Raw genomic sequence first — 25087 nt, 5'->3', positions numbered from 1 at the left:
CTGCGTTTGCAGCTCCCTTGCTGTGTTCTATTTCAGCCACTCGGTATGGAAAATGCCTTCCTTATCGACCCTTTGGTACGTATGCGCGCCAAAATAGTCACGTTGCGCCTGAAGAAGATTGGCAGGCAGCGTTTCGCTCCTGTAGCTATCGTAATAAGCGATCGCCGCCGAGAAACAAGGCACCGGTATTCCGTTTTGGACAGCAGCCCCGACAATTTCCCTCAGCGGATCCTGGTAGCCTTCGGCGATTTCCTTGAAGTACGGATCTAGCAAAAGGTTTTTCAAGCCAGGCTCACGGTCGTATGCTTCCTTGATTTTTTGTAAAAATTGCGCCCGAATGATGCAGCCGCCTCGGAATATCATCGCGATGTCACCGTAGCGCACATCCCAGCCATATTCTTCGGATGCCGCCCTCAATTGTGCGAATCCTTGGGCATACGAACAGATTTTGCTCATATACAAGGCTTTACGGACCGATTCAATGAAAGCGTTGCGGTCCCCCGTAAAGGTGTTTTCGGCTGGGCCGCGGAGGATTTTGCTTGCTTGAACGCGTTCTTCCTTCATGGCTGAAATGAAACGGGCGAATACCGATTCGGTGATGATTGGAAGGGGGACACCAAGATCGAGCGCGCTTTGGCTTGTCCATTTTCCGGTGCCTTTTTGGCCGGCTGTATCGAGAATGACATCAACTAGAGGCCTTCCGGTTTCCTCATCGGTCTTTTTGAAAATATCAGCTGTAATCTCGATAAGATAGCTGTCGAGTTCGCCTTTGTTCCATTCCGCGAATACTTCGTGCAGTTCCTGGGCTGTTAATCCAAGAATATTTTTAAGAAGGAAGTAGGCTTCGGAAATGAGCTGCATGTCCCCATATTCGATCCCATTATGGACCATTTTTACATAATGGCCGGCGCCGTCAGGACCGATATAGGTTGTACATGGCTCGCCATTCACCTTGGCTGAAATATCCTTAAAGATAGGAGCGACAAGGTCATAGGCTTCCTTTTGGCCGCCCGGCATGATGGAAGGGCCTTTTAGTGCGCCTTCTTCGCCGCCTGATACACCGGTTCCGATAAAGTGAAAGCCTGCCTCGCTTAACTCTTTGTTGCGGCGCTGGGTATCGGCAAAGAATGTGTTTCCGCCATCTATGAGGATATCGCCTTTATCAAGGAGCGGCTTCAATTGCTCAATGGTCGCGTCTGTTGGCTTGCCTGCTTTCACCATCAGCATGATTTTGCGTGGTTTTTCAAGTGAATCAACAAATTCTTCAAGGGAATAGGCAGGGAAGATGTTTTTGCCTTCGGATTCCGTCGCCATTTCGTCCGTTCTTTCCGGTGAGCGGTTGTAAACCGCGACATTGTAGCCTTTGCTTTCCATGTTCCAGGCAAGGTTCTTGCCCATAACTGCAAGCCCAATGACGCCGATATGGTGTTTTGGCATATTGTATTTCGTCCTTTCCTGCTATATATTTTAGGGAATATATTACGTAGTATACCAAAAGTTAACTTCAGTTACCCGTCATAAGGTCTTAAGGCAATGAGTAGGAAATACTATGTCTTTACATAATTCGGTTTTTTAAAGAGAATTGGAGTTGGAAAAGTTTTCCTCGTTGTTGTATAATAGAAGTAGAACAAGTGTTCTATGAGGGGAGGGAGGGCCAATTGCCAAGAAAGAAGGGGATTACGGATGAAAACATTGTCAAAATGTATACAGATAGAGTTTCTTATAAGGAAATGAGCGAGATAAGCGGCCTGACAGCAAGGGCCATCTTAAATGTTATTACTAAAAATGGCTTAAATGCAACAAGAACGGGACCCCCGAGGAAACATAATGTAAACGAAGCTTTTTTTGATCAATGGACCAATGAAATGGCTTGGGTGTTGGGGCTGATTATTACGGATGGGAACATATGTCCAACTAACCAATCTTTTTCAGTGAGCCAAAAGGATCCACAACTTTTGGAGAAAATAGCAAACCTGATGGGATTCACCGGTAAAGCGGCAAAACGTGCACATGCAGATTTATATACATTGACAGTTTGCTCAAAGACTTTAAAAGATAAGTTATGTAAACTGGGAGTAACAAAAAGGAAATCGTTAACAGTTAATTTTCCTAAATGTCCACAAGAATATTTGCCATCCTTTGTACGAGGCGTCATTGATGGGGATGGATATGTAGATAATGAGGGATACACTGTTACAGTAACCAGCGGCAGTTCTAGTTTTGCGCAGGGTTTATTGTCCGTATATCAAGAGTGGACTTTACGAGCAAGAATCCGCACAGAAAAAACTAATAGTTTGAATTCAATTTACAGAGTCGTTGTATCTGACAGAGAAAGCGTGAAGAAACTGGCGGATATTATATATAGGAACGCTAGATCAAACTGTGTATTGAAGAAAAAAAAATATGTTGCAAATTATGAATAAAGATGCTTTGCCCATATCAAAACGAGTTAAGTTTAGAACAACTGTCAGTTCAGGTATTCTGGCAAAACTAGGAGAAATCGCGAAACAAAACAATACATATACTAATTATTTAATTGAAAGCGGAATGAACATTTTAATTGATGCAAAAGATCTTAATCTTATAAAGAATAAGCGGTCTGACCGGGTTCACTATAAATCCACTTTTGACCGTGAACTGCTAGGCCGGGCGAGAGTTTTTGCCCAAACAAATGGAATTCATATGAGTGACTTAATTGAATATGCCGCAGAGTTTATTGATGTTAATGTAGCTGTCAAGGAAGGGAGAAGCCATAGGGTTCAATCATAGAGGATTGGATTCTATTATTTATAATTTTTATCAGTTTACATAATATATATTCTAGGAAGTTGAATTTAAAAACGGAAAACTAGTCTCACTATCAAAGTAAACTCTTGATAGTGAGACAGAATGAAAAATTTTGTTCCATTCTTCGTTTTTCTATGGTTCCGCTTATATTAAATGCTCTAGTATCTTTATCCCGTGAATTCTAGCAGTGTAAAAAATAATATAATGCTCTCTGAATCGCAACATTTGTGAGATGGATTTAGAGAAGATTTTGTTGAATATTCATTTTGTACAATTTCCAGGTTGAATTTTGATCTTTTCATTTAGTTTACCTAAACTGTTTATTTGTATCTTTACAATGAACTGATTTCCTTTAAATTACAACATAACAACATTAATTAAATTCATTCAATTTGGCGCTTTGCATATGTATTAAACCATGAATCAAATTTTTTCATACCTGGGAGGTAAATTATGAGTTCAGCCATTGCAAAGTTAAGCGGGATTTCCTTGGGTATTGGATCGGCCATTATGGTTTATAAGGCTTATTTCTTCCCGGATCTTTTGAAGCTTGAGCAAGTTGACAGTTTCCTGGCCACTGTAAATAATGTTTCAATCCTCCTTCTTTTCGGTATAATCTTTTTGTTTCTTGGATTTATTGGAATTTATGCCCGAATTGCATCCAAAGCTGGTGCTTGGGGGCTAATTGGATTTACCTTTTTGTTTACGTATATCCTTCTATATGAAATGACTACCTACACCCTGCTTTCCTCGGTTGCACCAGTTGTTTTTGATGGGGTTGCAAGCCAGGGAGAATTTACAAAGGCTGATTCATTCATGACCAGCGTATTTGACCATTCAGTTTTTCGGTTTTTCATCTTTTTCATCCCATTGGCTTTTTTTGGAGCTCTCGGTTTTGCAATTGGCACGTTAAAATCGAAAGTTTTTCCAAATTGGCTCGCTTATCTGATGTTATTGGCAATGATCACCCCGTTGCTGGGTTTCATCCCTGTCCAGTTCCTGCAAGCCTTTTTTAACAGTGGGATATTTTATATAAGCCTGCTTTGCTATGGAGTCGTTGCTGCCTTTCAAAAAGATGCAGCGAAAGATCGGAATTTTATATAATGGAAACCAAAAAACGGGGCTGTCCATAAAGATATCTTTTGGGACCACCTTTTGCAATTATTCCTCCATTTCTTTTTACTTTTAAAAAACAGCGAAATCCACCTCCAAAATGGATTTCGCTGTTGTCATTAACCGCTATTCAACTCCCCCGCTTCCTCCAGCGCTATGACTGTCAGCACAAACATCGCGTGGGACCATGTGAGCGGCATGACCCAAGCGGGCTCGCCGGTCTCTTTGTGTATTTGTTCAGGCAGCAGGCCTAGATGGTTGGCGTTGTTCACGGCCCATTGCAAAGAAGCGCGTGCTTTTTCGAAATTGCCGATTTTAATGTCAAACAAGGCCATCCACAAGGTGGTGAGAATCCACGGGTTCCCCCCGATATAAACGTCCCCTGGAAAACGTTCCAGTCCGCCTGTTACCGGCGAAGTCAACAGGCGTTCAATCGTTTCGGCTGTCTTAAGCATCCTTTCCGAATTTTCATCAATCATCCCAAAAGGTACATTCAACCCGAGGAGGCTGATGTCGACAACTGGATCCTCCATCAATCTGTAAGTTTTGTATCCTTTCCGGTCTTCTTCTACAACCGTTTCCTTACCTGCAAGCTCTGCCTCAGTATAGGTTTTCTCGTCAACTGCAAGCTTCAGGGCCCTTAAATAGGAGCCGGTTTCTTCATTCCAGCATCGTTCCTCTACCGTCTTTTTCATCCGTTCTGCCGTTCTTTCCCATTTTTCGGCCAAATCTACTCGGTCCAGTTTTCGGGCAAGCTTTGCCGAACCAATCAAACCGCCATAGACAGCTGCGGTTGAGTACAGATGTTCCCCCTCCCTCTTTTCCCAAAGATCGTTTGTCGGGAGCGGCAGATGGGTTTCAAGGTCAATGAACATTGTCAGGTAATTGGCGCCCTTTTCCACGGAGGGCCAGATGGTATTCAGGAAGATGTCATCCTTAGTAATTTCATAGTGTTTATGAATACCCCAGAGAATTGAGCCGCCTTCATCGATTTGGATTCCCCAGGTCGGGGCGAGCATGCCATTCGTGTAAAATCGGTGCTCCCAGGCTCCATCATCCCTTTGTGTCGCCATCGTAGAATAATAAAATTTGGATACAAGTTCATGGTATCCTGCAACGGTGGCGGCAGTGGCGATATAAGCGGCGTCCCTGCCCCAGCAATACGCATACCCTCCGGAATAGTCATAATCTTCATCAACTTCCGGACCTGCGATGAACGCTCCCGTCTCTTCATCATTCAGCAGCTTGAACGCGAGCAATGACCTTTTGTATACCTGACTAGTCTTTTCATCATCAATATGGATTGCACGTCCCTGAAGGAGGTACTCCTCCCAGTAACGCACCGTTCGATCATGGAGATCATCTGGCCCCTGCTCTTTTGCTTTGGCAAGACAGGCAACTGCACCTCCGAGATTGGACCCGGCCGTAATGTATACGGTCAGCCGCTTCTCTTCACCGCCTGCCATATCCCCAAGGTCCCATGAAAGCGCTCCGTCTGTCTTGTTCATGATTACCTTGCCGCTTAGTTTGTTCGCCCGGGCCGCATCCAAAGCCGAGCCGCTCTGGTACTGGGCTGCCTCCATGCTGCTTCCGACCGCAAAGGCATATTGGCGGAAATAATGCACTAGGCAGTCGTCCACTGGGTTAAACATCACCGTGCTGTACCGTTTCCTGTCATCGACAGTAAAATCTGAGTACACGACGAAGGACATCCTATTAGGTGAACTTGATAGGTTTTTAACATGATAATCCCGAACAAAAATGTCCATTCCGGGCACCACAAAATCTGTTTGCGTGATTTCAACTTTCAGTTCAAAGTTTCGTGCCGTGGTGAAAAGAATATTCGTATCTTCCTCGTAAGACTGAAGGTGTTCCCACCCGTCTTCATGGATAAACGAAGTGGTCCCTCCTCCCCCTTCATCATCGATATAGATGCCGGTATAGAACCGGTTTGCATGCTGCGGATAGTCGATATTCGGCCAAAACAAGCGCTGGAGCTGCCCATCCTTCGTCAGCGTTGCGAGCATTTTAGAATTGCCGATAATCGCGTCTGTTAAGTAAGGTTTTTTCCTCATACATTTGTCACCCCCAAAAAAACAAGTCCATCATTCTATTTTATAACGTTAAGTAAGACCATGGTTTATATTACGAGGAATCGAGTAAATTGGTTTAACCATCAATACGGTTAAACGCTTATTGAAGTTCACTTTATCCTTTTACCGAACCTGAAGTCAGCCCAGATACAATCCTTCTTTGGAAAATAAGGACCAGCACAACAATCGGTATCGTTACAATAACCGTTGCTGCCGTAATGTCGCCCCACGGGACGGTATAGTCACTTTGATAGAGCGATATTCCAACAGGCACCGTCCTGGATGACTCCTTCGAGTTGATTGTCAGCGCGAACAGGTATTCATTCCATGCCGTGATAAAGACAAGAATCGCCGTTGTAAAAACACCTGGCGCAGCGAGCGGAAAGATGACCTTCCTGAAGGTTTGAAATGGAGTCGCGCCATCAATTTTCGCGGATTCCTCCAAGTCGAAAGGAATCTTTTGAAAAAAGGTAGATAGAAGCCAAATCGCGAGCGGCAGGCTGAACGTAATATACGGGATTACAAGACCCATGTACGTGTTCCGCAAATGGAAGTCTGTCGCAAAATTATAGATTGGCGACATGATTGCAATATGCGGAAACATAGAAGAGGCCAGTACGATGCCCAATATGAGTTTTTTGAACCGTATCGGCAGGCGGGTCAGCGCATAGGCCGCGAATGACGCGAAAACAATTGCAATAAGGGTTGTCAATGCCGATACGATAAAACTATTTTTCATATATGTCAGCAAAGGCCTAGTCGTCAGGGCTGATTCGTACGACCTGAGCGTCGGCTCCTTTGAGAACCAGGCGAATGATGAAAATATTTCGCCGGGCGGTTTAATCGATGTGAGAAATACCCATAAGAATGGGAACATCACCAGAAATACGAAAACAACCAGGAACGCATAAAAAGGAATTCCGGCTCTCCTATTCATCCTCAATCCTCCTAACTCTTAATTTTCCCTTCAAAGAGGTCGGAACCGATAAAACGGATATAGATCATGCTGATCAATGCCACAGCCAGGAAGACAATGACTGATAAAACAGATCCGGCTCCGAAGTTTTGCTGGGAGAACAATGTTTTATATGCATAGACCGTAATTGATTCCGTTGAATTCGCCGGCCCTCCCCCAGTCAATACATAAATCAGGTCGAAAACCCTGAAAGCATCGAGAGTACGGAACAGGAGCGCCACAAGAAAAGACGATTTTAAGAGTGGCAGCGTAATTTTGAAAAACTGATGGTATCTGTTTGCTCCATCAACCTGCGCAGCCTCATACAGCGAAGAAGGAATGGTCTGGAGGCCGGCAAGCAGAAGCAGCGCCATATAGGGAGTCGTTTTCCATACATCGGTAAAAATGATGGAGAACATTGCACCGGTTGGCGTGGTCAATAAATCCCCTGCATTTTCTACAAGGTGGAGCTTTTCAAAAAAGTGAGCGATAATGCCTGACTGGCCATCATATAAATACTTCCACATCATCGCTGAAACCGCGGTCGGAATGGCCCAAGGAATTAGGACTGCCGCCCGGACAATACCCCTTCCAAAAAACACTCTGTTCAAGAGCAGTGCGATCATTAATCCGATAACGAGCTCGAAAAATACGGATATGACCGTAAAGATTGTCGTATTCGCAATGGATTGCCACATCCGCTGGTCCTGAAAATAATTCATATAATTTTTAAAGCCGATAAAATTTGACTTAAGGATTGCTCCCCTCGTATCTTTAAGCTGTTCCTTTAAGTCGGCCGCGATTGCCTCTTCTTCCGGTCCAAATTGGAGCTTGTCCAGTTTTTTGTCCGCTTTTTCCAATACTGTGGAATAATCAGCCGCAAGCTTTGAATCCAGCTTTGAATACTTAAGTTTTGAGTCTGTTACGGGCCTGAAGGAAGCAATAATATCGTTTACCTTTTTGTATTTATCCTCCATTCCGGGTTCGCCCAAAAGCTTTTTATGGTAGGATTCGATTTGTGTATTTATGTCGGAAAGCACTTGATTAACATCCGTCTCCTTAACGCTTTCTTCAAGGCTTTCCAGGGAATTGGACAAATAATAATAGTTGTTTGCGTATCGTTCAAGGTCGATATTATCCGTCAGCATTTTCTGTGATCTGGTGGGGTCGTTCAGCCTGTAATCGAACAGGCTATTCCAAAAGGATTGGGTGATTGGCCAAATCACAACTGCTAGAATCAGTAACAGGGACGGCAATACCATCAAATAGCCAAGCTGTTTTTCGCTAAGGCTGAAGTTGCGCCCGGGGCCTTTTGCCATTATGACCACCCTCTCTTCCAAATGGGTTATGGATACGCCATTGAGGTTTGTTAAAGTGGAACTTGAAAGAAAAGAGGCGGGTGCGAGAACACCCACCTTCTTCCTTTGAAATAAAATTATTAACAAATGGAAAGATTACTTTAAAGCCTCTTCCATTTTTTGTTGCATATTTTTAATGGCCTCTTCTGGGGTAATTTTCTTGGTCAACGCCTTGGAAACTTCTATCTGCATAATATCGGATACTTTTTGGTAATTTGGCGTTACAGGCCTTGGAACGGCGCTATGAAGCACATTGACAAATTCTTCTTTGCCAAATAGCGGGGCTGCTTCTTTAACCTTTTCGTCATCATACAAAGCTTTCAGCGTCGGTGCCCTACCGCCTTCAATAGCGGAAATGAGTTGGCCGTCCTTGCCTGTCATCCATTTAACGAACTCCCACGAAGCTTCCGGTTCGTCCGTATACCGGTTAATCATTGTCATGTATCCGCCGAGAGTCGAAGCGGACCCTTTATCACCTGAAGGCAGTACAGAATAGCCAACTTTATCAAGGACCTTCGAACGCTCTTTGTCTGCGCCGGATTTCGACATGTATGGCCAGTTGCGCGCAAGGACAGTTTGCCCTTCAATAAACGCGGTTTCCGTTTCTGTTTCAGTAAAGTTCAGGATATTGTTAGGCGTTATGCCCGAATTAACGACTTCAACCATTTTCGTTAAGCCCTTGATAGATTCAGGGCTGTCAATAACAACCTGGTTATTTTCGTCGATGACCTGTCCGCCATAGGCTGCAATGAACTCAATTGCGTTTACGACAAGGCCTTCATATTGGTTCGCCTGAAGGACGAAACCGAATTTTGTCCCTTCCTTCCCTTGCCCTTCTTTCGCGGCAGCGATTAATTCATCCCACGTTTTCGGCGGATCCTTTACAATGTCAGTCCTGTAATATAGGAGGCCGGCGTCCATGTATTTAGGCATGGCCCATTGTTTCCCGCCGAATTTGCCCGCCTGGACTGTCGCAGGGAAATAATCATCCATATTGATTCCGTCTTTCTCGATAAACCTGTCCAACTCGAGGGCATAATTCGCCTGGGCAAATTCAGCCGGCCAAACGACATCCGCATCAAATACATCAATTTCGTCGCTTTTCGAGCTGAAGGCGGTAACATATTGGTCGTGCTGCTGTCCGCTGCTGTTCGGCATTTCCTGGTATTCGACTTTGATATTTGGATGTGCATCCTCGAATGCCTGGATTAGTTTTTCGGTACTTCCTGTCGTATCAGCGCCCCTGGCGTACGTAATTGTAACAACTTTATCCTTTGTGCCTTCCCCTTTACCATCCTTTTTTGAGTCCCCTCCCGTTTTATCAGAAGCAGATTGGCAGGCGGCCAGTCCCAAAGCGAGAGCGGCGGAAGCCAAAATCGGAAGGAACTTACTTTTCTTATGCATAAGAACGCCTCCTAGTAAATTTTGAAGCCGGTATCCAGTTCACTCTTCTAATCCGCAGCATGTTTTCTATATGTAGGGCCTGGAACCGATTTCGGTAAAAGTTATGCTAAAACGTATTTACCCTTGTTTCTTTTAAAAAAACCGGGTATGTCCAAATCAATGGAATATTCTACAAAATAAACAGCGCAGGCATTTTTATCCCGCGCTGCTACGTTACTTTCTGTCCGCGTGATGATGCAAGGTATTGCCTTGGCGTCCCATAGTATAGGACTTTCTTGAATTCGGGATAGATAGAATCAAATTGAATGTAAATGGGAGCATCCAGGAGCCATGGAAAGCTTTTGTAAAACACTTGGTCGCCATAAACAATTGCCGTAAGGGCCAAATCCATTTCCTTTTTAAAAATCATGAACCGGACTCCGGATTGCTGTTCGTCGAATTCACCGCTGCTTACATGTACACGTCCGTACAGGGAATACTCACCCATGCTTTGGACCCATTCGGCAAAAACTTCATCCTTGGCAACAGTTGTTGTCGAATAGCTGTATTCAGGCCCAATCGTCAAAAAAAGTTTACCAGTCGTATCCGAATGGGACAAAGTATACTTTCTTCCCTCGAGCGGCCTAAATGGGGTAATCGGCGCTATATAGGTGACTGTTAAGTTAGCCTGATTGAATTTAGTCAAGTCAAGCAAGCTCCTTTCCCTTTTATCTACCTGCTTTATACTATGCGTCCCTTACAAATTTGTGACGATTGCCTATCCTATATAAAGACAAATGAAAAACCCCCTTATCTAAAAAGTAAAGGGGGTTTTCCTGCTCTTATTTTTTAATTACATACGTATCGGCTATAAAGTCATGAAGGGTCCGTTTATCTTTTGTCCAGAGAGCCATCAGGTAACCGATCCCTAAAATGATTGAAGACAGGAAAGTCGCAAAGTACCTGCCGATGGCCCTGCCATAGCTGATTCGCCCGCCATCAGGCCCAATTACCTTTATACCCATTGCCATCTTCCCTAGCGTTGCCTGGTAGGAGGAGCCCTCCATTCCCGCTTTATAGGCAATACCGATAATAAGGGAAATCAAATTCGTGAGAATGCCGGTATCGTCAATGAATACGAATACAATCCCAAGGAGGAATCCAGCGACGCCCAAAATAACCGAATCGATTATAAGTGCTACAAGCCTTTCACCAAAATTCGCATACCGTACGTTATCCGCATCGGCGCCAAATGCGGAGTAAGACCCGAAATTGTGTGAAGGGCCTGATTGGAAACCGCCATTGCTCCCTCCAAAACCATCTGCGTTGCCAGTGTTGCCATAGTTATTCGTTGGCGGTGCTGTTTGGATTGGCGCATTGCCATCAGGGAATTTATAGCCGCACATATTGCAGAAGGGATCGCCCTTTTTCCCTTCAGTACCGCAATCCGGACATATTTTCGGTGCTTTCTTTTCGAGGTATTCCCCGCATTTGCTGCAAAAACGGGCGGAATCATCATTTAACGTGTTGCAATTAGGACAGTACAAGTAGTTGCCTCCTTATAAAAAATTAACAATATTAAATAGTATAATAAACTGGCTGAAAGATTACTAGAAAAATTGGTTAAAATTGTCGTGTTTTGTCATTTGGTTTTACCTTTCAAGGCGGGACTCTACCCAGTGTCCCGAATCAATGGCAATGTTCCGGAGGATGCTAGAAACGGCAGCTAATGAACTGCCCAATAAAGGAAAAAGGGCCGCCAAAAGTAAAGTAGGGCAGCCCTTTTTCAGCTATGCTTGTTCAGTTTCTTTTCCGCGGGTTTCCTTCCAAAGGGAGACGGCTTTTCCGCTTTCCCCCTCATCCAAAATAAACGAGCCGTTTGAATAGCGGTCGCTAAATTTCAGATCGCCCGCCTTTATTGAAAGAAGCTGGCCTTTTTCAGTCTGGATGAAGAGCTGGTCGAGGTCTTCAACCGCTTCAACGCCGACTACGCGGTGCGGATTGGCTTTCAGTTCCCGCAGGACAACGACTCCTCGTTTCGCGCGTGCGGCCTTTTCAAATTCCTTTAATTTCATTTTTTTCATTGCCCCGCGCTGGGTGACAAGAGTGATTGATTCCTTGCCTTCCGGACCAATCACTTTCCCGCCGGCCACAAAGTCGCCTTCTTTCAGGTTCATTCCTTTCACCCCGGCGGCCCTTATGCCAATCGGGCTGACCTCGGCTTCATCAAACCATAGCGCATACCCATATTGGGAAACGAGGAACAATTCCTGAGATCCATTGGTTACGTGAACATCGATAACCTGGTCGGCATCTTTCAGGTTGATTGCGGTCAGCGGCTTGGAATAGCGCTGCGCCTTATAAAGCTTCAACTCCGTTTTCTTGACCATTCCATTCCTGGTGACGAAAAGGAGATACGAATGGTTTTCGAAATCTTTAACCGGAATCGCTTTGATGAGTTCTTCATCCCGGTCAATTGGAATGATATTGGCGACATGCTGCCCCATATCCTTCCATCTAATATCAGGAAGCTCGTGCACGGGCATGTAAAGATAATTTCCTTTGGATGTAAATAGAAGCAGGACATCCTTCGTGTTCATTTCTAGCTGCGCGAACATCCGGTCGGAATCCTTCATCGCCAAATCTTGCCCGTTTGAGGCGCTGAACGAACGCAGGCTTGTCCGTTTGATATACCCTTCCTTCGTCACCGTTACGATGACATCCTCGCTTGGGACCATTACATCAAGATTGATTTTCAGTTCTTCGATTTCTTCTTCAATATTTGACCTTCTTGCGTCCGCGAAACGCTTTTTAACATCCTTCAGGTCTTTTTTAATGACGCTGAAAAGTTTCTTTTCACTGCCAAGAATGGATTGGAGCTCTTCGACTTTTTTAGAAAGCTCCTCGGCTTCTTTCCTAAGCGCGGTAATATCCGTATTTGTCAACCGGTAAAGCTGCAAGGAAACAATCGCTTCGGCCTGCGGCTCAGTAAACCCGAATTTTGCGATAAGGTTGTCCTTCGCATTCCGTTTATCTTTGGAAGCTCGGATAACGGCGATCACCTGATCCAGAATAGACAGTGCCTTCATGAGGCCTTCTACGATATGCTGCCTTTCCCGTGCTTTCCTTAGCTCATATTGCGACCTTCTTGTAACGACTTCTTTTTGATGGCTGATATAAGCATCAAGAAGCTCCCTGAGTCCCATCAACACAGGCCGTTTGTTATGGATTGCGACCATATTGAAGTTATAGGCCACTTGAAGGTCGCTGTTTTTATATAGATAATTCAGGACGCCCAAAGCATCCGCATCCTTGCGCAATTCAATGACGATCCTGAGGCCTGTCCGGTCGGTTTCGTCACGGATTTCGGAAATCCCTTCAAGCTTCCTGTCGAGCCTGAATTCATCCATTTTTTTAACGAGGTTTGCCTTGTTAACCTCATATGGTATTTCAGTAATGACGATTTGCTGCCTTCCGCCGCGGATATCTTCAATCTCGGTCTTACTGCGGACAATGATTTTCCCGCGCCCGGTTTCATACGCTTTCCTAATTCCGTCTATGCCCTGGATGATTCCTCCGGTTGGGAAATCGGGTCCTTTGATGGCCGCCATCAGCTGTTCCACCGATGCGTCAGGATTATCCACCCTCATAATAACGCCATCAATCACCTCGCCAAGGTTGTGGGGCGGGATATCGGTCGCATAACCGGCGGAAATACCGGTCGAACCGTTGACGAGCAAGTTCGGGAACATCGACGGCAAAACAGTCGGCTCACTTGATGTGTCATCGAAGTTTGGAATGAAGTCGACAGTCTGTTTATCAATATCCCTGAGCAGTTCAGTTGAAATGGAAGACAGCCGCGCTTCCGTATAACGCATCGCGGCCGGCGGGTCGCCGTCCATGCTTCCGTTATTGCCATGCATTTCGACGAGGACATTACGGACTTTCCAATCCTGGCTCATCCGGACCATCGCTTCATAAACAGACGAATCGCCATGTGGATGGTAATTGCCTATTACGTTACCGACTGTTTTCGCTGATTTCCTAAATCCTTTTTCATGGGTATTCCCTTCGACATGCATGGCATACAGGATTCGCCGTTGGACAGGCTTCAGCCCGTCCCGCGCATCAGGAAGCGCCCGCTCCTGGATAATGTATTTGCTGTATCTGCCAAACCTGTCGCCAAGTATATCTTCAAGGGGAAGGTCACGGAATTTCTCTGTCATGCTCATTGCCCTATCTCCTCCTCGGCGACGGTAATATTTTCATTGTCAAGAATCGTATCAAGTTCATCCTCTTCTTCCAGGCCGAATGCAACATTTGATTCAATCCACTTCCTGCGGGGTTCTACTTTATCGCCCATCAGGGTTGTAACCCTGCGTTCCGCTCTGGCCGCATCATCGATTTTCACCCTGATCAATGTCCTTGTTTCAGGGTCCATTGTCGTTTCCCAAAGCTGGTCCGCGTTCATTTCACCTAGTCCTTTATAGCGCTGGATCATATAGCCCTTGCCAACCTTTTTGATGGCGCCCTGCAGCTCATCTTCGTTCCAGGCATACTCGATGATTTCCTTCTTGCCGGTACCCTTGCTCACTTTGAAAAGCGGCGGAAGGGCTATGAAGACCTTACCGGCTTCAACAAGGGGCTTCATGTAGCGGTAAAAGAATGTCAGGAGAAGCACTTGGATATGCGCCCCGTCCGTATCGGCATCGGTCATGATGATAATCTTGTCGTAATTGATATCTTCTACATTGAAATCGGTCCCGACTCCTCCGCCGATTGCGTGGATGATTGTATTGATTTCTTCATTTTTAAAAATATCCTGAAGCTTTGCTTTTTCGGTATTGATAACTTTACCCCTTAACGGAAGGACGGCCTGGAATCTGCGGTCGCGGCCTTGTTTTGCCGACCCTCCCGCCGAGTCCCCCTCCACCAGGTAAAGTTCGTTCTTCTGTGGATTGCGTGATTGTGCCGGGGTCAGCTTGCCGGATAGAATTGCGTCAGCGCGCTTCCGCTTTTTGCCGCTCCTCGCCTCTTCCCGTGCCTTCCGGGCAGCTTCCCTTGCCTGGAACGCCTTAATTGATTTTTTAATAAGCAGGGAACTTATATCGGGATTCTCTTCAAGGAAATAGGAGAGATGTTCGGAAACGACTGAATCGACTGCAGACCTTGCTTCGCTCGTGCCTAGCTTTCCCTTTGTCTGCCCTTCAAATTGTAGCTGGTTTTCGGGAATGCGGACCGAAACAATAGCAGAAAGCCCTTCACGGATATCGGCGCCGTCAAGGTTTTTATCTTTTTCCTTCAGGAGGGAAACCTTGCGGGCGTAATCGTTAAAAACCCTTGTCATTGCCGTCTTCGCGCCTACTTCGTGGGTACCTCCGTCCTTTGTCCGAACGTTGTTTACGAATGAAAGGACATTTTCCGAATAGCCATCATTGAATTGAAAAGAAAATTCAACTTCAATCCCGTTCGTCGAGCCCTCGAAGCTCACGACCGGGTGAAGGACTTCCTTACCTTCATTCAAATATTCGACAAACGCTTCTATTCCATTTTCATAATGGAAGGATTCCTGTACGCCGTTCCGGTCGTCAATGATATCTATCTTCATGCCTTTTAACAGGAATGCAGATTCTCTTAGCCTTTCGCAAAGCGTTTCAAAGTTATAGGTGGTGACGGAAAAAATCGACGGATCCGGCTTGAAATGAATGGTCGTTCCGGTCTGGTTCGTTTTGCCGATTTTTTCAAGGGTGGTTGCCGGTTTTCCGCCATTTACAAACCGCTGTTCGTAGACAAAACCGTCCCTTTTAATTGTGACAACCAGCCATTCCGAAAGGGCATTGACAACCGAGGCGCCGACACCATGGAGGCCTCCGCTTGTTTTGTAGCCCCCTTGCCCGAATTTTCCTCCGGCATGCAGGACCGTAAGGATGACTTCCGGGGTCGGTTTTCCAAGCTTGTGCATTCCCGTTGGCATCCCGCGCCCTTTATCGATAACGCTGATTGAATTGTCCTTGTGGATTCTCACAATGATATGGTTGCCGTACCCAGCAAGTGCCTCATCGACGGAGTTGTCGACTATTTCATAAACAAGATGGTGGAGCCCTCTTGCGTCAGTACTCCCGATATACATACCCGGGCGCTTCCTGACTGCCTCCAATCCTTCGAGGACCTGGATGGCGTCATCATTATAAGTAAAAGCCTGTTGGTTTGCTGACACTAACATACCCCTTTCATGCTTGCCAAAGGAATTGAATTGTATCTCTATCATCCTTTTAAGCAGCAAATAAAGTGAAGCTCCATCAAAGTGGGTTCATGTCCCATGATGGTTATGTCCCATTAAGAGTGGGATAATCGGTAAATTCGACTTAGAACAAGCGTTCGCAAGTTAATTTTACCATAACTTTTCCTGGCGTCTATGCTTTATTGTAGCGATTTATTTCGTTTTCGCAAACCAGTTCTTTCAAATTTAAGTTAATTTTCCTTGTTTTTTGCCTATTTTTGTTATGAGCACCACGAAAAAAGCCGCCCGCGGGCAGCCGTTTTCAAGTTTGTTACCTTCTAGTTAAAGCATGTTCCACCTTAATGCAACGGTCCATAATAACGGTATATCCTTTTTCTTTCAAAAAATGATACGCTTCTTCACTTTCAAGGCCAAGCTGCGCCCAGAATACATCAGAATCAATTTCTGCGAACTCCTTGGCAACCCCGGGCAAATACTCGGATCGGCGGAATACGTTAACGATGTCAATATGCCCCTCGATGTCTTTTAGCGATTGTACCGCTTTTACCCCAAGTGCTTCTTTAATTGCCGGATTCACAGGGATGATTTCGTAGCCTGCCTTTTGCATCGCTTCGGATACCATATAGGACGTTTTTTCTGGATTATCACTTAGGCCAACGACAGCGATTCTTTTTGCCTTATTTAGGATTTCCTTTATTTCTTCACGGCTTGGATAAGTCAGCATGAGCACGTTTCCTCCTTATTCTTTTAGCTTTAGTTTACCTTTTCCCATAAAAAAATGCCTTAATTCTGCTTTTTTTCAGATAAAAAGAGAACGAGGGTTTGGTCTAATCCGCCAGCTTATTCTGTGCATTGATTTATTGCTTTAGGGATCGATAGCCTGAACAGCGCCCCTGAACGATGGTTTTCAACCAACGTGTTTCCTTCCATTCGTTCAACTATCGTTTTGACCATATAGAGCCCCAAACCGGTTCCTCCAGGCTTTGTTGTAAAGTAAGGGTCAAAAATGTCTGTTATGTAGGATGGGTCAATTCCTCCGGCGTTGTCAGTAAAAATGGTTTCGGTAAAACAATCTTCATCTTCAATCGCAATCGTAATTTTTCTATTTTCCATCCCTTTGTGGACAAAGGCGTCCCTTGAATTGGCAAGCAAATTCAAGATAGCCTGGCTGAATTCATTCGGATAGCCGAACGCCATTTGTTGTCCCCTGTAGATGAATTCGATATCAATTTCGTGCTTTTTGAGACTTGGCGAGAATAGAGACAATGCATCCTCTATCGCATCCGCAACAGAGAAGAACGACTTTTCCTGGTTTCGGCGGTAAAATCTCCGGATGTCATGGATGGTCCGGGACAGCACTTGTACCTGCTCAAGCCCATCTTTTATAAATATGTCGGCAAATTGTTCGTTAATGTCGCCAAATTCCAGCGCTTCCCTTGCTTCCTGGAAAAGCATCGATAAATTGTTCAAAGGCTGCCTCCATTGATGGCCGATACTTGCGAGCATTTCACCCATCGCGGCAAGCCTGGATTGTTGTATGAAAATCGCGTCCTTTTGCCTGTTTTTTTCAATTTCCGAAGAGAGCTTTTCCCCAAGATCCAGAATTAGGCTTTTTGGCTCAAATTGCCTCTGTTCTTCATGTAGAAGTGGGCTTGAACGATCGATCATAGCGCCAGAATAACCATGAATTGTACCGTCGTCTAATAAAATTGGAAGTACTGATACGGTAACGCAAGTAAACTTTCCTTTTTTGGTGAATAAAGAGCGTTTTTCGTTTTTATTTAGGGGGAGGAAATCGCAGCAGCCCCTTGAAAGAGGATCGAAGCTGAAAATATCGAGGAAGTTTTGGCCGATTGATTCGGTGGGACAAAGGCTGGTTATCGATTCCCACTCCCCATCAACAGCAATAATCATTCCTTTGGAATCTAGCTGAAAGATACTAAGTGGGTACCTGCCATCTGGAAAAGTAACGCCGGTTGGTGATTCCCCTTGTTTCTCTTCCCATGAATCCATGCTCGCTCACAACCTTTTTAAATGGATTTTTAAAAAATAAGCCGGCCTTACGTACAAGCCTGGCCGGCGGAAACTATAGGAACGCCTATATGTAAAATTATAGAAATGTCTTCCGGATTGTTCAATTCGAAATGGCGGCTTTTGGCAACAATCCATCAAATTGTAAAAAGTTCGCCTTTTTTTGGACGTAATTATGTGAATCCTTTTAAAGGAGTACATACCCCGCTCCAGCCCCAACGACAACGAGGAGCCACGGAGGTATTTTCCAAAAGGCCAGCAAACCAAAAAATATTGCAAAGAGGGCAGCATCCATCCTCCATGTTATTGACGAAATGAAAATTGGATCATAAAAAGCGGCAGCAAGCAGCCCAACAACTCCGGCGTTCAACCCGGCAACTACGGATTGGATTGCAGGCTTTGTCCGGACTTTTCCCCAAAATGGCAAAACAGCCAATAGAAGCAAAAAACCCGGAAGGAAGATGGCAGCAATCGCTATAATCGCACCTGTCCATCCATCAATCGCCGCGCCAAGATAGGCGGAAAACGTAAATAACGGACCGGGCATTGCCTGAACAAGGCCATATCCAGCAAGAAAGTCCCCCTTTGAAATGAAACCAGCTGGGACTAGTTCCCGTTCAAGAAGTGGAAGGACAACATGCCCCCCTCCAAATACAAGAGCGCCACTTCGGTAAAAACTGTCTGCCAGTGCTGCTTCAATTCCGTAAATTCGAAGGACTGGCAGGAGGATGAACAACAAGCAAAAAACCGCCAGGCAGACAACCGCGAGCTTCCTGGATACATTGGTGAAAGGGCCGGTGATTGGTTCAGCTTCCTGCTTTTTGCAAAAAAGATAGCCAGCGATCCCCGCTGCAGCCATTACCGCCAACTGCGCAATTGAATAAGGAAAAAGGAACATCGCTGCCGCGGCGAATGTCGCGATTGTACCTGTTACCTTTGTTGAGGCAAAGTTTTTGCCCAAAGAGTACACAGCCTGGAGAACGACCGCGGCGGCCACAATTTTCAGTCCGTGCAGCCAGCCATTTCCTGCCGGATCAATCCCCATAAGGAGGAATGCGAATATCGCCATCAGAGCAAATGACGGAAGGGTAAACCCCGTAAACGAGGCGATGCCTCCTGCAACTCCCCCTCGCTTTAAACCGATACCAAACCCCGCTTGGCTACTCGCCGGCCCAGGTAGCAGCTGACATAAAGCAATCAGTTCGGTAAATTCTCGCTCATCGAGCCACTTTTTCTTTTTTACATACTCATAATGGAAATAGCCTATATGGGCTGTTGGCCCTCCAAATGACGTACAGCCCAATTTTAAAGAAACAAGAAATATCTCCATGAAACTCGATTGCTTATTATCTTTATATGTACCCATCCTTAACCGTCCTTTCCCTAGATTTTATCCTAGCAAACAAGCAGCCTTTATGCCATAGGAACCACGGCCGTCATTCATGTTTAAAAAAATCCTTTTTAGGCTATATGGCGTTTTAAAAAGAAAATGGTACAATAAAGTGAAACTTCCATCAGCGGGGGTTCCGCTGAACCTTTCATCTAAACATCTGCAACTGAAGGTAAAGGAGATTTATGTATGATTGAAATTGTTCTTTTTTGTGTGCTGGCGTACTTGCTAGGATCCATCCCTTCCGGACTCATTATCGGAAAGGTTTTTTATAACAAGGATATCCGCCAGCATGGAAGCGGGAACCTTGGGGGAACAAATACATTCAGGACGTTGGGCGTAAAAGCGGGAATTGCGGTCACTTTGGCCGATATCCTGAAAGGAACCCTTGCAGCGGCACTGCCGACGCTCGTTGGTTATGATGATTTCAATGCTTTGATTCCGGGCGTGTTTGCGGTAATTGGCCATATGTATCCTATTTTCGCTGGCTTCCGGGGCGGCAAGGCGGTCGCGACCTCTGGAGGGGTCCTGCTGTTTTATGTACCCATCATGTTCATTGTCATCTTTGCAATTTTTATCATTTCTTTGTATCTTACAAAATATGTTTCCCTATCGTCCATGATGGCAGGAGTCGGTGCGGTGGCCTATTCTCTACTGATATCGCCAAGGGATGTACCGCTCATCATTATCGTAAGCATCCTGGCGTTATTTGTTTTTTACAGGCACAGGGCGAACATTAAGAGAATCATGAATAAAACGGAACCCAAAATTAAATGGCTGTAAGGGATGGACAAGCTCCCTTACAGCCATTTTTTAATGGATTAGTTTAGATATGACTGAAAATGTCAAGGGTACTAGGACCTAAAAACTGTTGGGAAAATCAATATCAGGTTTGAAGAAAATAATGAATCGCAATCAAAAACCAGCAGTTATTATCCGGATAAGCGATTGTAAGTAAGGTTCATATTTTGTATCATTAAAATGAAAATTTATGGAAATTGAAATAATTTACAATGCTTTCATGGCTTTTATCCAGAGTTCGACAAGAAAACTTTATAAGGACGGTCGGATGCTTAATGGTAATTGAAATTGCAAATCTCCCCTTTCCATGTTTTCTTCTCGATCATAAGTTTACTATTCAGGGAGCTTCTTCTTCCGCTATTAACCTATTTTCGGAGAGGCAGTCGTTTTTTAATTTGGTGGATGACGTATTTTTCAATGATGCCAGGGAGTTTTTCCGGTCTTCATTTTCTGATGAGCCAATTGTACTTGCGTTATTTGATAAAAATAATGAGAAACACTATTTTAAAGTATATAAGTCCAAGGGCCGGGAAGAGATGGTTATGGTTTATTGCATTCCACTCTCTGACCGAAAGGAACTACATAACAGCAAGACAGGGCTTAAGGAATTCCTGGATATAAGCCTCAATACTCTAAATCATAAAATTGATGAACTAAGGGCTTTGAACGATGCACGCGAGGAAATTGGAAAGCTCGCGGCCGGAATTGCACATGAAATCAGGAATCCTTTGACGATTGTAAAAGGGTTCCTGCAACTTCTATTGCCGGAGTTAAAAGAGTTGGGAAAAGAACGTTATGCTTCGATGTCGATAGAGGAAATAAACAGGGCGAACGAGATTATCACCGAATTTTTAAGCGCGACAAAACACCCGTCGAATGTAAAAACAAGGACCTCAATCAATCAACTTGTAAAAGAAGTTATCTTGCTTTACGAAAGTGAATGTATTCTTCGGGATATCCGGCTTGTGGCAAGCCTTTCAGAGGTAGATTATACGTTCATACTCGATGCCAGCCAATTTAAACAGGTTTTCATCAATATGTTAAAAAACGCCATTGAAGCGATTGATTTAGCAAGTCATTCGCATAGGCGGAAAATAGAGATTTTCACGAAAACTAAGAAGGATGCATTCATTATCGGCATTAAGGACAATGGGTGCGGGATGGAACCGGACACTGTTAACCGGCTGTTCACCCCTTTCTTTTCAACAAAGCCGGATGGTAATGGGCTCGGATTAAATATTAGTAAAAAAATCGTTGAGGAACACGGTGCTTCCATTCAAGTGGAAAGTAAAGCGGGATCGGGATCGCTGTTTTCCATTTCATTTCCGATTAAGATTCCTATTTGCTCATGACAGTTGATACATAAAATTCACGAATCATTCAAATCATTTTCGGATATGGAAATTTCTTTCCTTTACAATAGACGTATACGGAATTGTAAAAGTGAGAGGAGAATCCGCATGCCTGATTTGAATGCCAAGAAGTTTAAATTTGTCTTTTCTTCCTCCGTTACCCCTGCTCCTTCCAAAGAAGAATTCATTGTTGAATTTTATCCATACACGCCTGACTGGTCCTGTTCCGGCAATCCGGTAAAAGTGACAAGAACGTTTGATGAGTTGATAGGATTTTTTGAAGAAATGGACGAATTAAATTTCCGGTAAAAGCGCATTTTAAAACGGTGTCCCAATTAAAGGGCACCGTTTTTTATACTTTGAGGAGCTGGAATCTTCCGCTTCCAAAGACGTCTTTTACAAAATCAAGCTTGGTGTTGTTGAAATACACCTGATCGTTCTCATGGATCAGGAAAGTCAAATCCTTATAGTCAAATTCTTGGTCATTGGTTAACTTCTGCTCTTCCAGAGACAGGTTCAGCTTTGGGCCGCCTCAGCCGATTCCCATAGTCAGGCGAATATACAGTTTGTCGCCGCTTAGTGGGGTTTCATTTTCAATCGACTTGGCAATGGTTTGGTAGGCTGCTTCCGTAATTGTGAACATTTTGTCACCCCGTTTGGTTATTATATTCATTTTTTGCCTTTTATTTAAAAAATAAGATGAAATGCAAAAGGCTACCATTTATAATAAATCACTGTGCCCTGCATTGAAAACAATTTGCTTAACAGGAGGACTTCCAGTGAAGGAATTCCGGATTTATAGAATTTTCATGGTGGCAGGATCCATTTTGGTTTTCCTATTAAACGCCTGCTCAACCCAAAAGCCCGAGGGCCTTCCCGCTCCGACGCTCCATAAGGAACGCCAATATACGAGTGCGCCCAAAGAAATTGTTGAAAGTGCGACAATCGGCGCCATTGGGGATATTCTGATCCATGACCATGTTTACAATGACGCGAAAACGGCTAAAGGATACGATTTCAACCGGATGTTTGAACCGGTAAAAGGAATGCTCCAGGCGCCCGACATCTTGACTGCAAATCAGGAAAGTCTCGTTGGCGGTACTGAATTGGGTATTTCAAGCTACCCTAACTTCAACAGTCCCTTCGAGTTGTCCGAAGCTGTCATGAAAGCTGGTGTCGATATTGTTTCAACCGCGAACAACCATTCCCTTGATAAAGGGTATCGGGGCTTAAAGGCCCAGATAGCCCATTTTTCTAAAGTTGGCCTCCCCTTTACCGGGACGGCGGACAGCAAAGAGAGAAGGGACAAGATAACCGTCCTTTCAAAAAACGGCATCCGACTCGCGTTCTTATCGTACACGTATGGAACGAATGGTATACCGATTCCGCAAGGCAAGGAATTCGCTGTAAATTTGATTGACAGGGAGCTGATGAAAAAGGACATCGCCACGGCCAAAAGGATGAGCGATGCTGTTATAGTCAGCATCCACTGGGGAAATGAGTACCAACGCTTTCCGAATGAAGAACAAAAAAGCCTTGCAGCGTTCATGGCTGACCAGGGGGTAGATATTATTTTCGGTTCCCATCCCCATGTCCTCCAGCCAATGGAATGGATAAAACGCAAGGACGGAAAAAGAACGTTCGTCGTATACTCTCTCGGAAATTTCCTTTCCGCGCAGATTGGGGATTACAAGGATATCGGCGGCCTCGTTACGCTAAAGCTTACGAAAAGGGTCAATAGTAAAGGTACAACCTTGGAAATCGGTCCCCCATCCTTCCAGCCAACCTTTGTCTACAGGAAAAACCGCCGCAATTTTAGCGTTATACCAATTGGCGAAGCTGGCCAATATGGAGTTGCTGGAGCACAAAAACTGCAGGACGAAACGCTCCGCCACATGAACCAATGGCTCCGTTAAATACGGGGCTGTTTGTTTTTAGGGTTTGTTTTTTTGCAATAACACTAAATGTGGTAAATAATAAAGATGCGGAAGGAGGCATTTACATGAAATTAAATGTTAGCAGTAAAGCGGCAAAGTGGTATAAGGATGAATTCGGGGTAAGTGATGGAACCCCTATTCGCTTCTTTGTCCGTTATGGGGGCTTCAACCAGCTTCAGAAAGGTTTTTCCCTCGGCGTGATTTCCGATGAGCCTATGGACGCTGCCGTGACGACAGAAAGCGGCGGATTACTATTCTATATTGAAGAAAAGGATTTATGGTATTTTGACGGGAAAGACGTGGAGGTAGAACTGGATGAAGAACGCCAGGAACCTGTCTTCCTTTACCATTAATGAAAAATGGCGACCCTCCTACAGGCCGCCATTTTTCTTGTCCCAAATATGCTCATACAATCCTTCCGCTCGCAGGATCTCTCTCTGCCTTTCGCCAAGAAGGTCAAAATGTGGATACCCATCAGGCCGCTTGTGAATCCATTCTTTTCGCAAACCGTGTTTTTCCCCCCACTCCGCGAGCTTTTCGATGTCATTGCAGCCCGCTTTCGTTACGGTTTTACATTCTGGAAAACGGTCATCAAGCCAGTAATGGGTCAAGAATGCGATTTCCCCTCGATCAATTTTCTGTTTCCATTCCTGTACGTCCTTTTTCTTAATCCCAAAAGCCACCTGAATTTGCCCCTGTCAGTCTTCCTTTTTGGAAGCTTCTAGATAGGACTCGTGCCAATCTGGATAAAGCCGCTTTAGTGAAACAGGACGGAAATTTTCTTTCTTTACACATACATGGACGGAAAAACCCGTAACGGCTAGTTCCCCTTCCTCATTCAGGATTTCATATCCGTATTTGACCCTAAAGCCATCGTATTCCTCCACCCACGTTTTAACGGTCGCTTTTTCTCCATATCTCATTGCTTTTTTGTATGAAGCCTGGATATCGATAACGGGTGAAATGATTCCGTCTTCCTCCATTTTCGCATAGCTATAGCCGAGTTCCTTGATAAAACTTGTCCTTCCCAATTCCATCCATACAAGATAGTTCGCATGGTAGACGACGCCCATCTGGTCCGTTTCCGCGTAGCGTACTTCCACTGTTGTCTCGCTGATTAACATGATTTTTCCCCACTTCCTGAAAACTCTTTTTTTCTTTTTCCTATGTTATCATACCGGTAAGCGCATCGCGACGTATCAGGCTTCATTTATCGTTGAAGAGGATTGAATAATGAAGAAAGGAGGGCTGGATAGTAAAGCCCTCCCTCCATTATTCCGTTATTTGGCCGTTGGCGCGGGCTTCATCCTTTACTTCCTCCCTCATGGCCGCAATGCTTTCCCGCCTTCGTTCGTTTTTCTCCTCGACCTGCCGCCTTGTTTCATCACTGCCGCTTAGAGCCAAAGTCTCCTCGGCTCGTTCCATATTTTCAATTGTGTTTTGAATCATTTCCTGTAGCTTTTCAACATTGTCGTTTCTGTCATCCGGCTTTGGCTTATTTCCAAATGGCATCCTGTTTTCCTCCTTTAAAATCGATCGTTCTTCATTAGGATGAGCCGTGTCCGCCAAAATATGAGCAGAAAATGGCAAATGCAAAAAGCCCGGTCTCCCGGGCTTTTGGATTGCTTGCTTTAATAGTAGCTGGG

Annotated in this window: 23 protein-coding genes; 8 read left to right on the top strand and 15 right to left on the bottom strand. The window is 44.8% G+C overall.

Annotated elements, in window-relative coordinates; translation table 11 throughout:
- Nucleotides 1–27: 27 nt before the first annotated feature.
- Nucleotides 28–1437 carry an NADP-dependent phosphogluconate dehydrogenase gene (gene gndA / locus V1499_RS12455; protein ID WP_409270241.1) on the bottom strand — a complete coding sequence of 470 codons (1410 nt, stop codon included), beginning with the start codon at nucleotides 1435–1437 and terminating at the stop codon, nucleotides 28–30.
- A 221-nt stretch (nucleotides 1438–1658) separates the two neighbouring features.
- On the opposite strand from gndA, the gene V1499_RS12450 reads away from it, so the two are divergent.
- The 3 genes from V1499_RS12450 (at nucleotide 1659) to V1499_RS12440 (ending at nucleotide 3891) form a co-directional block, all read left to right on the top strand.
- Complete coding sequence (locus V1499_RS12450; protein ID WP_409270240.1) at nucleotides 1659–2423, top strand: LAGLIDADG family homing endonuclease; 765 nt, start codon at nucleotides 1659–1661, stop codon at nucleotides 2421–2423.
- Nucleotides 2404–2769, top strand: coding sequence for a hypothetical protein (locus tag V1499_RS12445; protein ID WP_409270239.1), 366 nt, complete (start codon nucleotides 2404–2406; stop codon nucleotides 2767–2769). Before V1499_RS12450 ends, V1499_RS12445 begins: the two co-directional genes overlap by 20 nt.
- A 471-nt stretch (nucleotides 2770–3240) precedes the next feature.
- Entirely contained in the window at nucleotides 3241–3891 is a 651-nt protein-coding gene (locus V1499_RS12440) for a hypothetical protein (RefSeq protein ID WP_409270238.1), read from the top strand.
- A 128-nt stretch (nucleotides 3892–4019) separates the two neighbouring features.
- Here the strand turns inward: V1499_RS12440 and V1499_RS12435 are convergent, their stop codons facing one another.
- The 11 genes from V1499_RS12435 to chrA form a co-directional block, all read right to left on the bottom strand.
- Nucleotides 4020–5975, bottom strand: a complete 1956-nt coding sequence (locus V1499_RS12435; RefSeq protein WP_409270237.1) for a glycoside hydrolase family 15 protein — start codon at nucleotides 5973–5975, stop codon at nucleotides 4020–4022.
- A 133-nt stretch (nucleotides 5976–6108) separates the two neighbouring features.
- The gene (locus V1499_RS12430) at nucleotides 6109–6930 is read right to left on the bottom strand and encodes a carbohydrate ABC transporter permease (RefSeq protein WP_409270236.1); all 822 of its coding nucleotides are present in this window, start codon (nucleotides 6928–6930) and stop codon (nucleotides 6109–6111) included.
- An 11-nt stretch (nucleotides 6931–6941) separates the two neighbouring features.
- On the bottom strand, nucleotides 6942–8267 hold the full coding sequence (locus tag V1499_RS12425) for a carbohydrate ABC transporter permease (protein WP_409270235.1): 1326 nt from the start codon (nucleotides 8265–8267) through the stop codon (nucleotides 6942–6944).
- Between the two features lie 135 nt (nucleotides 8268–8402).
- Nucleotides 8403–9710 carry an ABC transporter substrate-binding protein gene (locus V1499_RS12420; RefSeq protein WP_409270234.1) on the bottom strand — a complete coding sequence of 436 codons (1308 nt, stop codon included), beginning with the start codon at nucleotides 9708–9710 and terminating at the stop codon, nucleotides 8403–8405.
- Nucleotides 9711–9918: 208 nt separating this feature from the next.
- Nucleotides 9919–10395 (bottom strand): staygreen family protein, encoded by a 477-nt coding sequence (locus V1499_RS12415; protein ID WP_409270233.1) that lies wholly within the window; start codon nucleotides 10393–10395, stop codon nucleotides 9919–9921.
- A 136-nt stretch (nucleotides 10396–10531) separates the two neighbouring features.
- The gene (locus tag V1499_RS12410) at nucleotides 10532–11236 is read right to left on the bottom strand and encodes an RDD family protein (RefSeq protein WP_409270232.1); all 705 of its coding nucleotides are present in this window, start codon (nucleotides 11234–11236) and stop codon (nucleotides 10532–10534) included.
- Between the two features lie 243 nt (nucleotides 11237–11479).
- A complete protein-coding gene (gene parC, locus V1499_RS12405; protein WP_409270231.1) occupies nucleotides 11480–13921 on the bottom strand; it encodes a DNA topoisomerase IV subunit A in 2442 nt (813 codons plus the stop codon).
- Nucleotides 13918–15906: a DNA topoisomerase IV subunit B gene (gene parE, locus V1499_RS12400; protein WP_409270230.1), complete on the bottom strand. Its 1989-nt coding sequence runs from the start codon at nucleotides 15904–15906 to the stop codon at nucleotides 13918–13920. The genes parC and parE overlap by 4 nt, the downstream gene beginning before the upstream one ends.
- A 334-nt stretch (nucleotides 15907–16240) precedes the next feature.
- Entirely contained in the window at nucleotides 16241–16654 is a 414-nt protein-coding gene (locus V1499_RS12395; RefSeq protein WP_409270229.1) for a CoA-binding protein, read from the bottom strand.
- A gap of 116 nt (nucleotides 16655–16770) precedes the next feature.
- Entirely contained in the window at nucleotides 16771–17943 is a 1173-nt protein-coding gene (locus V1499_RS12390; RefSeq protein WP_409270228.1) for an ATP-binding protein, read from the bottom strand.
- 205 nt (nucleotides 17944–18148) lie between these two features.
- Nucleotides 18149–19327 carry a chromate efflux transporter gene (gene chrA, locus V1499_RS12385; protein WP_409270227.1) on the bottom strand — a complete coding sequence of 393 codons (1179 nt, stop codon included), beginning with the start codon at nucleotides 19325–19327 and terminating at the stop codon, nucleotides 18149–18151.
- Nucleotides 19328–19540: 213 nt separating this feature from the next.
- Here chrA and plsY point away from each other — a divergent pair, with 213 nt between their 5' ends.
- The 5 genes from plsY (at nucleotide 19541) to V1499_RS12360 (ending at nucleotide 23794) form a co-directional block, all read left to right on the top strand.
- On the top strand, nucleotides 19541–20134 hold the full coding sequence (gene plsY / locus V1499_RS12380; protein ID WP_409270226.1) for a glycerol-3-phosphate 1-O-acyltransferase PlsY: 594 nt from the start codon (nucleotides 19541–19543) through the stop codon (nucleotides 20132–20134).
- A gap of 560 nt (nucleotides 20135–20694) precedes the next feature.
- On the top strand, nucleotides 20695–21504 hold the full coding sequence (locus V1499_RS12375; protein ID WP_409270225.1) for a two-component system sensor histidine kinase NtrB: 810 nt from the start codon (nucleotides 20695–20697) through the stop codon (nucleotides 21502–21504).
- Between the two features lie 108 nt (nucleotides 21505–21612).
- Nucleotides 21613–21813, top strand: a complete 201-nt coding sequence (locus V1499_RS12370) for a hypothetical protein (RefSeq protein ID WP_409270224.1) — start codon at nucleotides 21613–21615, stop codon at nucleotides 21811–21813.
- 470 nt (nucleotides 21814–22283) lie between these two features.
- Nucleotides 22284–23420: a CapA family protein gene (locus V1499_RS12365; protein ID WP_409270223.1), complete on the top strand. Its 1137-nt coding sequence runs from the start codon at nucleotides 22284–22286 to the stop codon at nucleotides 23418–23420.
- Nucleotides 23421–23506: 86 nt separating this feature from the next.
- Nucleotides 23507–23794, top strand: coding sequence for a HesB/YadR/YfhF family protein (locus V1499_RS12360; protein WP_409270222.1), 288 nt, complete (start codon nucleotides 23507–23509; stop codon nucleotides 23792–23794).
- Nucleotides 23795–23812: 18 nt separating this feature from the next.
- Here V1499_RS12360 and V1499_RS12355 read toward each other — a convergent pair whose 3' ends face one another.
- The 3 genes from V1499_RS12355 to tlp all read right to left on the bottom strand — a co-directional run bounded on the left by V1499_RS12355 (nucleotide 23813) and on the right by tlp (nucleotide 24953).
- Nucleotides 23813–24124: a hypothetical protein gene (locus V1499_RS12355; protein WP_409270221.1), complete on the bottom strand. Its 312-nt coding sequence runs from the start codon at nucleotides 24122–24124 to the stop codon at nucleotides 23813–23815.
- Nucleotides 24125–24139: 15 nt separating this feature from the next.
- Entirely contained in the window at nucleotides 24140–24565 is a 426-nt protein-coding gene (locus tag V1499_RS12350) for an acyl-CoA thioesterase (protein ID WP_409270220.1), read from the bottom strand.
- 148 nt (nucleotides 24566–24713) lie between these two features.
- Nucleotides 24714–24953, bottom strand: a complete 240-nt coding sequence (gene tlp, locus V1499_RS12345) for a small acid-soluble spore protein Tlp (RefSeq protein ID WP_409270219.1) — start codon at nucleotides 24951–24953, stop codon at nucleotides 24714–24716.
- Between the last annotated feature and the right edge of the window lie 134 nt (nucleotides 24954–25087).

It is taken from the genome of Neobacillus oceani, from assembly GCF_046237595.1.
In the GTDB taxonomy this organism is placed as follows: Bacteria; Bacillota; Bacilli; order Bacillales; family Cytobacillaceae; genus Bacillus_D; species Bacillus_D oceani.
This window is presented reverse-complemented; position numbering and strand designations above follow the sequence as displayed.